At 31.3% G+C, this 11,458-nt stretch carries 11 protein-coding genes; 8 read left to right on the forward strand and 3 right to left on the reverse strand.

The genetic code is table 11. From position 1 onward, the window contains the following. Positions 1-3 precede the first annotated feature (3 nt). Positions 4-720, forward strand: a complete 717-nt coding sequence (locus PTA89_RS01655; RefSeq protein WP_193524705.1) for an SAM-dependent methyltransferase — start codon at positions 4-6, stop codon at positions 718-720. Between the two features lie 48 nt (positions 721-768). On the opposite strand, the gene PTA89_RS01660 is transcribed toward PTA89_RS01655, so the two are convergent. Beyond that, positions 769-1,698, reverse strand: a complete 930-nt coding sequence (locus PTA89_RS01660; RefSeq protein WP_324177293.1) for a diacylglycerol/lipid kinase family protein — start codon at positions 1,696-1,698, stop codon at positions 769-771. A gap of 160 nt (positions 1,699-1,858) precedes the next feature. Between PTA89_RS01660 and PTA89_RS01665 the strand changes: the two genes are divergently transcribed. After that, the gene (locus tag PTA89_RS01665) at positions 1,859-2,092 is read left to right on the forward strand and encodes a cytochrome b5 domain-containing protein (RefSeq protein WP_003699572.1); all 234 of its coding nucleotides are present in this window, start codon (positions 1,859-1,861) and stop codon (positions 2,090-2,092) included. Between the two features lie 55 nt (positions 2,093-2,147). Here the strand turns inward: PTA89_RS01665 and PTA89_RS01670 are convergent, their stop codons facing one another. Continuing rightward, complete coding sequence (locus PTA89_RS01670; protein WP_003705743.1) at positions 2,148-2,726, reverse strand: sigma-70 RNA polymerase sigma factor region 4 domain-containing protein; 579 nt, start codon at positions 2,724-2,726, stop codon at positions 2,148-2,150. 68 nt (positions 2,727-2,794) lie between these two features. Then, complete coding sequence (gene recX / locus PTA89_RS01675; RefSeq protein WP_324177294.1) at positions 2,795-3,598, reverse strand: recombination regulator RecX; 804 nt, start codon at positions 3,596-3,598, stop codon at positions 2,795-2,797. A gap of 85 nt (positions 3,599-3,683) precedes the next feature. Between recX and rlmD the strand changes: the two genes are divergently transcribed. From rlmD to PTA89_RS01705, 6 genes are all read left to right on the forward strand, one after another. Next, positions 3,684-5,063 (forward strand): 23S rRNA (uracil(1939)-C(5))-methyltransferase RlmD, encoded by a 1,380-nt coding sequence (rlmD, locus tag PTA89_RS01680; RefSeq protein ID WP_324177295.1) that lies wholly within the window; start codon positions 3,684-3,686, stop codon positions 5,061-5,063. Positions 5,064-5,190: 127 nt separating this feature from the next. After that, the gene (ntdP, locus tag PTA89_RS01685) at positions 5,191-5,736 is read left to right on the forward strand and encodes a nucleoside tri-diphosphate phosphatase (RefSeq protein ID WP_003710725.1); all 546 of its coding nucleotides are present in this window, start codon (positions 5,191-5,193) and stop codon (positions 5,734-5,736) included. Positions 5,737-5,837: 101 nt separating this feature from the next. Further along, positions 5,838-6,968 (forward strand): AI-2E family transporter, encoded by a 1,131-nt coding sequence (locus PTA89_RS01690; protein ID WP_003704251.1) that lies wholly within the window; start codon positions 5,838-5,840, stop codon positions 6,966-6,968. 84 nt (positions 6,969-7,052) lie between these two features. Then, positions 7,053-8,069, forward strand: a complete 1,017-nt coding sequence (locus PTA89_RS01695; protein ID WP_003704207.1) for an NAD(P)H-dependent glycerol-3-phosphate dehydrogenase — start codon at positions 7,053-7,055, stop codon at positions 8,067-8,069. A 135-nt stretch (positions 8,070-8,204) separates the two neighbouring features. After that, positions 8,205-9,647: an ATP-binding cassette domain-containing protein gene (locus PTA89_RS01700; RefSeq protein WP_003699545.1), complete on the forward strand. Its 1,443-nt coding sequence runs from the start codon at positions 8,205-8,207 to the stop codon at positions 9,645-9,647. An 88-nt stretch (positions 9,648-9,735) separates the two neighbouring features. Then, positions 9,736-11,313, forward strand: coding sequence for a peptide chain release factor 3 (locus PTA89_RS01705; RefSeq protein ID WP_003704258.1), 1,578 nt, complete (start codon positions 9,736-9,738; stop codon positions 11,311-11,313). Positions 11,314-11,458 lie beyond the last annotated feature (145 nt).

Below are 11,458 nucleotides of genomic sequence, written 5' to 3' on the forward strand. Positions count from 1 at the left end.
GTGATGGAAGAAGAATATATTCAAAATTTGAAAAACTATTTAGTGGAATTCGATAAATTACCAATAGCTAAAAAGAAAATAACTGCTTTACTTGAAGCGGATAACTGTTATAAGAAAGGTAATATTCCAACTAAATCGTTGCCTAATTTAGAATTTACGGAAACAGAGATTTTAGAACATTTAACAGAATTCCCAAATATTATGGAACTAGAGAGTCATTTACTAGATTTTAGAGAATATATAATTGAAGAATATGGAATCTGGCATATATATTCGCAAGAGTGGTTACAGGATTTAGAGAAGTTTTTAGGCAATGAATTAACTTTAATGGTAATGGCTGGAAATGCAATGTTGGGAAAATTTTTGAAAAATATTATTTGTACTGACAATTTAGATTGGCGTCATCAAGATAATGAACATCCTAATCCTTGGACTAAGGTAGAGCAATTGGACGCTTTAGAGGCAGTGAAGAAGTATTTGAATAATGTTTCCAATATTATTATAGAATGGTGTCCAGACGGTACTGACATAGACATGCAAATTTTGCATTATTTACGTCAGAAAAAATGGAAGGGAAATTTGATAGTACTTGGAGAAAAACAGGGTGCTACAAACTCGAAAGCTTTTTGGAAAGAGGCTCATCTTGAAAGACCAGTTAACTTGAATCAACATCATAAGCCATTTGATTTTATTAAAGATCAAGTTTATTTAGTTAAATAATAAAATCCCTTATATTATGGAGAAAAAACTACCATGATATAAGGGATTTTAAGCTAGGAATGGAAAAGTAATTGTATCAAAAGAAACAGTATCTAAGTCGATAATACTTGCTTCACCGTCAATATGAATAGGCTGATGAGAGTTGATAGTTATTTTAAACTCTTTACCATATTGATGATGCCAATTTTTACTATTACTAGGATTTTTTAATGGTAAGATTGTACGAAGAAAATTAATTAAAAAGCCTAATTTAGTACTTTTCTCTAAAATAATTGCATCGATACTTTGGTTAAAAACACTAGCTTTAGGAACTAATTTAACTCCACCGCCAAAGAAAGGGTGATTAGTTATCGTGCATAAAAAAGTTTTTTTATATTTCTGGACAGAGGTTCCATCATTTTTAAACAATGTAGGAAAAAATTTTTGAATAATAAGTGCTTTTAAGAAAAAGGATGCATATACTAAAGCTCCTAAATGGATTTTATTCAACAACATTTTTAATTTAGAATGATTAGCTGAATAAACAATTCTAGCATCAAAGCCAATACCAACATTATTTAAAAAGTAGCGTTCTGTATCGTTTATTTTAACTTTTCCAACACAAATTTTTTTAATAGTAGCTTGATGATGAATATATTCCCAAGCTTTAAGAGGGTTAGAAGGAAGTGAAATTGCTCTAGCAAAATCATTTCCAGAACCACAGGCAATGTAGCTTAAAGGATTTTGTAGATGACAATCAATTAAAATATTTAGAATTTCATTAATTGTTCCATCTCCACCAAGTACAACAATTATATGATTTTTATCAACAGTGTTTAAAATCATTTCTTGATTAGATTCTTGGTTTGGAAAAGTATATTTATGAGTATAAGAAATACCTTGTTCTTGTAATGTCTTTCTTATTTTTTTCCATGCTGCTAGTCCACGACCATTGCCAGCGATAGGATTGATAATAAAGAAATATTTTTTTTCAATCATATTTTCCTCCAAATACACATAAAGCTATTATATAGTAAAAAATTTAATTGGACTAGAAAAAATATAGTATAACAAAAAGAAAATTTAGTCTTTTTCCAATACTAAAAATCATATCTATGATAATATAAACATAGAAATATAAAGGAAGGAAGCGTTTAATATGACAGAAAAAATTTTCACTTTAGATGAGTTAAAGAATTATGATGGTAAGGAAGGTCGCAAAGCATATATTGCAGTTGATGGTGTTGTTTATGATGTTACTAACGTTGCTGCTTGGCAAGGTGGGACTCATCATGGAAATAATGCTGGAAATGATGTTTCGGATAGAATCGTCAAAGCACCACATGGTAAGTCAACATTAGAAAAATTAGAAATTGTAGGAAAATTAGGATAGTAAAAAAGCATCTACTTATTATTAATCTAGTTATGATTAATAAAGCAGATGCTTTTTACTTGAAAAAAATATCAAATACATTATTTTTATATTGATTTTTAAGCTTATAATAGCGATAACGTAATTTGGAGTCTTGTAAAATATCCTTCTTTTGAACTTTACCAGAAATTATATCTCTAAATAAGCGACAATTTTTTTCATCTAAAGAGTGAAGAAATGCCTGAATAGCTTCTTTCACCAGAATATTCTTATCAGGAGCGTGATTTTTATAATCAGAACCAATGACGACTTCTTTTAAGTTAGAAGACAATTGTTCGTAGGAGGTTGATTCCTTTTCGGATTTACGCTTATAGGCATGTTCTAGTCGGTAGAGGGAATTATATTTATTGCGAAGATTAATCTGAAAATAATATCCAAAAGTAATATTAGATGGCAACCTATACCGTAAGGCTGAGGAATAACAAACAATTTTAGCTTCTTGAATTAAATCGTCTCGTTCGTAAAAAGTAAAATGATAACTATTTATTAATTTAAAAACAAGGGGAGTATATTTTTGAAATAGTTTGTTAAAATTATCATCGCTAGGTTGTTCTTTGAAGTTCTCTAAAAGAATATTATCTAAATTTAAATTCACGCCACATCCTCCTTTAGAGAAGAATATAGCATATATCAAAATATAATGATGTATATTTTTTTACATAATTATATGTTAGTATCTTCTATTTCATCTAAAGCTGATGTAATATCGCTAAAAGAAAATCCTTGCTTAAAAAGAGCTTGTTGAATCTTAAATTTTCTCTTCTTAATATCTAAATTGTCATAACGTGACCAAAGTTTATTGGCTTTTTCCAATAAAATCTCACGTTCTGTATCATCATCGAAAATTAAATCTAATTCTTGAATGATTGTATCGATAATATCATATGAAAATCCCTTTGTTAGTAATGATTGTTTGATTTTATTTTGTTTATTACGATATGAATCATGATTATAGCGATTAGCTAGTTTTTCAGCTAAAGTGACACCTTTTTCTACTTGTAACTTGTCAGTGTAAAGAATTAAAGCATCTTCAGCTATATTATCATCAACTCCTTTTTTTAAGAGATTAAGTTTAATAACTTTAGGTCCCTTGTCAGAAGTATTCATCATAGTTCTAACATAACTTTCAGCGTAATTTTTATCATTAATTAAATCCAGATCAATAAGCTTGTTGATAATTTCAGGAATATAATCTTCATGAATATCAAGAGAGCGTAATTTATCTTCGACTTCTTTTCTAGTACGGAGTTGATAGGATAGATAATTTAAAGCAGCATTATAGCCCTTAGAAATGTCATCAGCTAATTTAATTTCTTCTATTAAATTTTCGTCAAGTTCTTGTCCTTTATGTAAACGATACTTAATTAGGACACTTTCACTAACTGGAAATGCATATTTATTATTAATATAAATATTGAAACGTCCAACTTTTTTTTGAGTTTGAATCATCGTTATTTTCTTAACCACACAATCAACCTTCCTAAATCAACTAATATTTACTGTTATCATGTTATAATAAATCAGAGAAAAATTCGAGAGGTTAAGATTATTCATGCAAAAGGTAAAGAATGATATAAAAATAAAAGTTGGACAGAAGTTTCCTTTAACAATTAAAAGACTAGGAATAAATGGTGAAGGAATTGGATACTTTAAGCGTAAGATAACATTTGTTCCGCAAGCACTTCCTGGTGAAGTAATTTTGGCTGAAGTAACTAAAGTTCATCCTAAGTATTTAAATGCGAAAATAAAGAAAATTAGAAAAGCAAGTCCTGATAGGGTAGAACCTGTTGATAATTATGATGTTGGCGGGATAGAGCTTGAACATTTAGCGTATAGCAAGCAGTTAGAATTTAAAACGGATGTTATTCGTCAATCTTTAGAAAAATTCAAACCAACCAATTATGAAAATATGGAATTACGTCCAACCTTAGGGATGGAAGTACCTTATGAGTATCGAAATAAAGCCCAATTTCAAGTAAGAAAAGTTAAGGGAAATAAGGTAATTGCCGGATTATACAAACCTAATAGCCATATCTTAGTAGATTTACCAACTTTTAAAACTCAAATGCCATTAACAATGGAAATAATGAGAAAGATAGTTAAGCTATTAGAAAAATGGAATATTTCAATTTATGATGAAAGAAGAAATTCTGGAATCTTAAAAACGGTTGTAATCAGACAAACGCTAAAGACAGAACAAGTTCAAGTAGTATTTGTAACGGCAAGAAATAATTGTGCTAACTTAAATCAGGTTGTAAACGAAATTATGTCAGCATATCCACAAATCGTATCAGTCATGCAAAATATTAATCCAAGCCGTTCTTCCTTGGTTTGGGGTGAAGAAACCTTTAAGTTAGCTGGAACGGATAGATTACTAGAACAATTAGGAGATATAAAGTTTGAATTATCTGCACGTTCATTTTTCCAATTAAATCCTAGTCAAACTGAAGTATTATATACAGAAGTAAAAAAAGCATTGGATTTGAAAGAAGATGAAACACTAGTAGATGCTTATTGTGGAGTAGGGACAATTGGTTTATTTGTTTCACCAGACGCCAAAGAAGTAAGAGGAATGGATATTATTCCTGAAGCAATAGAAGATGCTAAGAAAAATGCAGAATTATCAGGTAGAAAGAATATTCATTACGAAGTAGGGAAGGCAGAAGATCTTTTTGCCAAATGGACTAAAAATAATTTTGTGCCAGATGATTTGGTAGTTGATCCTCCAAGAACTGGACTGGATGATAAGATGATAGAGACTATTTTAAAGTATCGTCCCAATAAATTTGTATATGTTTCATGTAATCCGTCAACTTTAGCTAGAGATTTAGTGAAGTTGGTCAAAATATATAATGTTGAGTACATTCAATCAGTAGATATGTTTCCACAAACAGCAAGAGTAGAAGCCGTTGTTAAATTGAGTAAAAAGTAATTAAATAATATACATTTTTTGTAAATTAATTAGCTCTTTTTGTGTATTTAGAGAAATATCTGGTATAATATCAATGAATATCGGTGTAATTTACATTCGTGTTTATGAAGAAGCGGAGGATTTTCTTATGATGAATATATCTGGTCCGCGAGAGGGCGATTTCATAACTATTAAAAGTTATAAGCATGACGGTAGTTTACATCGAACGTGGCGAGATACAATGGTACTTAAAACCAGTGAGAATGCGTTAATTGGTTGCAATGACCATACTTTAGTAACAGAATCTGACGGAAGAAGATGGATTACAAGAGAACCAGCTTTAGTTTATTTTCATAAACATTATTGGTTTAATATTGTGACAATGATTCGTGAGAACGGAGTATCATATTATTGTAATTTAGCCTCACCTGCTGTATTAGATAAAGAGGCTTTGAAGTATATTGACTATGATTTAGATGTCAAAGTCTTTCCTAATGGTGAAAAACGTTTGCTAGATGTCGATGAATATGAGGATCATGGAAATAAGTGGCATTATTCGGCAGACATTGATAAGATTTTGAAACATAACGTTAGGGTTTTAGTTGATTGGATAAATAATGGTAAAGGTCCATTTTCAAAAGAATATGTTGAAATTTGGTATAACCGTTATTTAGAATTGTCGCGTCAACAGTGAATTACCGCTGTAATGTAATATATTCTAAGGAGTAAAAAGAGGTTGCGATGTTATATCACAGCCTCTCTCTTATTTAGCAATAGTTTTTTGAGGAGGTTTCTATGCCTAATAAAAAGAATTTGATGTTTTGGTCGTTAGAAATTTTGATTGTTGCAACATTAATTTGGGTTTGTATGAAGATAAATTTTGTTTTTCAACCAGTAGCAGCATTCTTTTCAACCTTATTTATCCCGGTAATCATATCAGGATTTTTGTATTACATGCTACTACCATTAGTGAAGTTACTAATGAAGGTTAAGATTGGGAAATTTAAAATTAATCGAACTGGAGCAGTCGCCATTGTTTTTATAGCAGTGTTTGCGATTATTGCGATGTCAATTGCTTTCCTCTTACCCAAAATTATTGTGCAGGTAGAAAATTTAATTACAAAATCTCCAACCTATGTTTCTCAGTTGGAGAAGAATTTCCAACATTTTTTGAAATATGATAGTCGAAGTAGTTGGTTGAAAGATATTGATTTGCAATCTTACTTAAACCGTTTTGAAGGATCCGGTAGTGAGATGATAGCTAAATTTATGAAGTCATTAACTAACAGTTTAGGAAGTATTATCTCCGCAATAACTAATATCACAGTTACAGTTTTAACTGTTCCATTTATGTTATTTTATATGTTAAAAGATGGTTATAAATTAATGCCTAGTATTTTAAAGTTTGTACCGCGTAAACGTACTGCTCAAGTTGAAGCAATGTTACAAGATATGAGCAATACTTTATCAAAATACATTAGTGGGCAAGCAATTGAATGTATTTTTGTTGGTATTTGTACAGCTATTGGTTATGGACTTGCCGGTGTACCTTATGCCTTATTGACAGGAATATTTGCTGGGGCAACTAATATTATTCCATATATCGGTCCTTATATTGGATTAGTTCCAGCTTTGATCCTATCCTTAACTGATTCTTTTAACACTGCAGTAATGGCAATAATAGTCTGCATTATCGTACAGCAAATTGATGGTAATCTGATATATCCAAATGTTATCGGAAAATCAGTCGATATCCATCCTCTAACAATTATCTTATTGTTGTTGGTAGCTGGAAAAATTGCTGGGTTACTAGGTATTATCTTATGTATACCATTTTATGCAATCATCAAGGTAATTGTTAAACATGTAAGGGAAGTTATTATTTTAGAGAATGAATCTTCAGATGAAGCAAAAATTGAAAAATAATTAAAATATTAAGATTTATCTGAAACTATTAATGATTAGTGATAACATATAAGAGTAGAACTCTAAAAAGTAAGGATGAGCGAGATGACAGAAAAAATTGCAGTTCTTGGTGCTGGATCTTGGGGAAGTATCTTGGCTGGTGTTTTAGATGAAAATAAAAACGAAGTATGGTTGTGGACTAATAAAGAATCACAAGCCAAAGAATTAAATGAAAACCATACTAATGAACATTACATACCAGGACACAAGTATTCAGAAACAATTAAGGCTACAACAAATCTTAAAGAGGCAGTTGATGGAGCTTCAGCAGTTTTATTCGTAGTACCTACTAAAGTAATAAGACTAGTTGCTCAACAATTAGTTGAAGTTTTAAAAGAACTAGGACAAAAGCCATTAATTATTCATGCAAGTAAAGGGCTTGAATTAGGTTCTCACAAACGAATTTCTGAAGTAATAGAAGAAGAAATTCCAAGTGAATATCGTAAAGATGTAGTAGTCTTATCTGGACCAAGTCATGCTGAAGAAGTAGCACGTAAAGATATTACTTTAATTACGGCAGCTTGTGAAAACTTAGATTCAGCTAAGAAGGTACAATCTTTATTTATGAATGATTATTTAAGAATTTATACAAATAAAGATGTAATAGGTGTTGAAACAGGAGCAGCATTTAAGAATGTTATTGCGATTGGTGCAGGTGCTTTGCATGGTTTAGGTTATGGTGATGACGCTAAAGCCGCTTTAATGACACGTGGTTTGGCTGAAATTAGTAGATTAGGTGTTGCTTTTGGTGCTGATCCACTAACATTTATCGGTTTATCAGGTGTAGGTGATCTAATCGTTACATGTACTAGTGTTCATTCAAGAAACTGGCGTGCAGGTAATCAACTAGGTAAGGGTAAGGCACTTGATGAAGTTATTCAAGATATGGGCATGGTTATTGAAGGTATCAATACTTGTAAAGCAGCCTATGAATTAGCTCAACAAAAAAATATTGAAATGCCAATTACTGAAGCTATCTATAATGTTCTTTATAATGGTAAAGATATTAAAGATGAAATTAGTTTATTGATGCAACGCGAAGGAAAAGAAGAAATTAAATAATTATTTTTTGAGGTAGTCTGATTGAGGCTACCTTTTTTATATAAGTTAACGATAAAAAACTAGAGTATTTTAATAATCAAAAATTACAGGTATAATGATAATAGTTATTATTAAAATAAAAGGTGAGTAGTGGACATGGAAAAGATAAGTATAAAGTATTTAACTAAAAAAAGTCCGCTTTTAAGCGATAAGAATAAAAAATCAGAAAATAATTTTTGGTCTTTACGAGGGATCACTTTTAGCGTAACTGAAGGCGAAGCGATAGGTTTGATTGGGAGGAATGGTTCTGGAAAAGCCTTGTTACTAAAAATATTAGCAGGGCTAGAAGAACCTACTACAGGATTTATATCAACAAAGTCCCATATATATTTAGCATCAATGACAAATTCTATTAATTTTCAGTTAACAGGACTTGAAAATATAAAAAAACAAGTAGACCAAGCATACGATGATGAAATTGAAGCTGATCATGTAGTTAAGGCGATTATTGATTTTACTGAGATCGGGCAATGGGTATATCGACCAGTATCAGAATACTCAACAGGAATGTTGTCTAGACTAGCATTATCGATAGCTTTATTTAACAAACCTGAAGTAGTTTTGTTGGATGAAGTATTTGCATCGTTAGAAAGAGCATTCTTTGAAAAAGTTATTCGAAAAATTCAAGATTTAAAAGATCATGGAGTATCTTTTATTATTACAGCTACGACTGGTTTAGTATTAGAAACTCTATGTGAACGTTCGATGTGGTTAGACTTTGGTGAAGTAAAAGAATTAGGTCCTACTCAAATTGTAATGAGTAAATTCCAGTATCAAAATGATTGGTATAATGGTCTAACATTACCTGAAAAAAATAAATACTTAAAAGAAAAGCAAATAGAACAAGAAAATTTTGATATTACTAAAGTGTATAATGAGTTCAAAGTTGAACAATTTGAGCATGGATATACTAGACGCGATGAACCTAGAATGAAAAAAGCATTTTATCACAATCATCGCCAAGACCCAGTAATATCTGAAGCAGAGAAAGAAGTAAAAAATAACAATCTGAATAAGAATGTTAAAGGACATAAAAAGAAAAAAGGTAATAAGGGATTAGTTAGAGTTGTAGGTGTTGTACTAGTTCTAATCTTATTACTAGGTGTAGGTAAGGTGTTGCATTCACACCATGAAACAAAAAACAGACAAGTGGAATCTAGTAAAAAAGTTGAAGCTAAGAAACGCTATAGCAAATCAGTATCTATCTCTAAAGCTGAGGAAGCAAGCAAGCAAAGTAAGATTGAGAGTTCAAAGAAAGAGCAAAGTTTAGCAGAAAGTAAACGCGCAAGTGAAGCAGCAGCCTCAAGTGCTGCCGCTGCAAGTGAAAGTGCTAGAAAAGCTAGTGAGAGTGCTGCCAGTGAAAGTAAAGCTTCTATGTTATCAAACTCACAGGAAGTGACAGTTAATGATGGTGATACTTTAGCAACGTTAGCTAGCCAATATGGAACGACAGCACAAGCTATTCAAGATTTGAATGATATGGGGACAAGTAACTCATTAACGGCTGGGCAAACTATTAGAGTTCCAAATAGTAATTAGAAATATAAGGGGTAGGTGTTGAAACCTGCTCTTTTCTTATGTAGTATAGAAAATGGTATTTGAAAAGAATTAATTAGAGAGGTTTAAAATGGATAAAAAACAATTAGAAGAATCAGTTAATAATCGTCGTACATTTGCGATTATTTCTCACCCGGATGCTGGTAAGACTACGATAACTGAACAATTATTACTTTTTGGTGGAGTTGTAAGAAAAGCAGGAACTGTTAAAGCTAAAAAAAGTGGAAATTTTGCTAAGTCTGACTGGATGGAAATTGAAAAGAAACGTGGAATTTCTGTAACAAGTTCGGTAATGCAATTTGACTATGCTGGGAAAAGAGTCAACATTCTTGATACACCTGGGCACGAAGATTTTTCCGAAGATACATATCGTACTTTGATGGCGGTTGACTCAGCTGTCATGGTTATTGACTCAGCTAAGGGTATTGAACCACAAACAAAGAAATTATTCCAAGTTTGTCGTATGAGAGGTATTCCAATTTTTACTTTTATTAATAAATTGGACCGCGATGGTAGAGAACCATTAGATTTAACAGCTGAATTGGAAGATGTTTTGGGAATTGAATCCTATGCTATGAACTGGCCAATTGGTATGGGTAAAGGTTTGAAGGGGTTATATGACATTTATAATCATCGCATTGAATTGTACCGTTCTGAAGATGAAGGTCAAGCCTTTTTAGAATTAGACGATAATGGTGAAATAAAAGGAGATAACCCATTAAAAGATGAAAGTATCTACAAACAAGTTTTAGAAGAAATAGAACTTATTGAAGGTGCAGGTAGTGAATTTGATGAAGAAAAAATCGCTAAAGGTGAATTGACACCAGTATTTTTCGGATCTGCACTGACAAACTTTGGTGTTAAGACATTCTTAGATGCATACTTAAAATACGCTCCAAAGCCTGCAGCACATAAAACAGAAGATGGTTCAGAAGTAGAGCCAGATAGAAAAGATTTCTCTGGATTTATCTTCAAGATTCAAGCCAACATGAATCCAAATCATCGTGACCGTATTGCTTTTGTTAGAATCTGTTCCGGTGAATTTGATAGAGGAATGGATGTGTTCCTAGAAAGAACAGGCAAGAAACTAAGATTATCTAATTCAACTCAATTTATGGCTGATACACGTGAAACATTGGAAACCGCTGTTGCTGGGGATATTATTGGTTTATATGATACTGGTAACTTCCAAATTGGAGATTCAATTTATACAGGTAAAAAAGCTGTTAAATTCGAAAAATTGCCACAATTTACACCAGAATTATTTATGCGTGTGACTGCCAAGAATGTTATGAAACAAAAATCTTTCCATAAGGGAATTCAACAATTAGTACAAGAAGGTGCAGTTCAGCTTTATCAAAGTTACAGTACTGGAGATTATATTTTAGGTGCTGTAGGACAACTTCAATTTGAAGTGTTCCAATTTAGAATGGCAAATGAATATAACTCTGAAGTTGTTATGACTCCAATGGGACATAAGATTGCACGTTGGATTGATCCAGAACAATTAGATGAAAAGATGTCTAGTTCACGAAATCTTCTAGTTAAGGATAGAGCTGGTATGCCATTATTCTTATTCGAAAATGAATTCGCTGAAAGATGGTTTATGGATAAATATCCAGATGTTAAATTAACAGCTAAATTATAATAATAACTAAGTCATTAGAAAAATTTCTAATGGCTTTTTATTTTTATAAAGACAAAGACACTTTCTAAGTAAAATTTTTATTAAATTTACTAATATTTTAGTAAAAATAGGTTGGTTATATAAAAACTATGAGTTATAATCAACA

Source organism: Ligilactobacillus salivarius (assembly GCF_035231985.1).
GTDB lineage: Bacteria > Bacillota > Bacilli > Lactobacillales > Lactobacillaceae > Ligilactobacillus > Ligilactobacillus salivarius.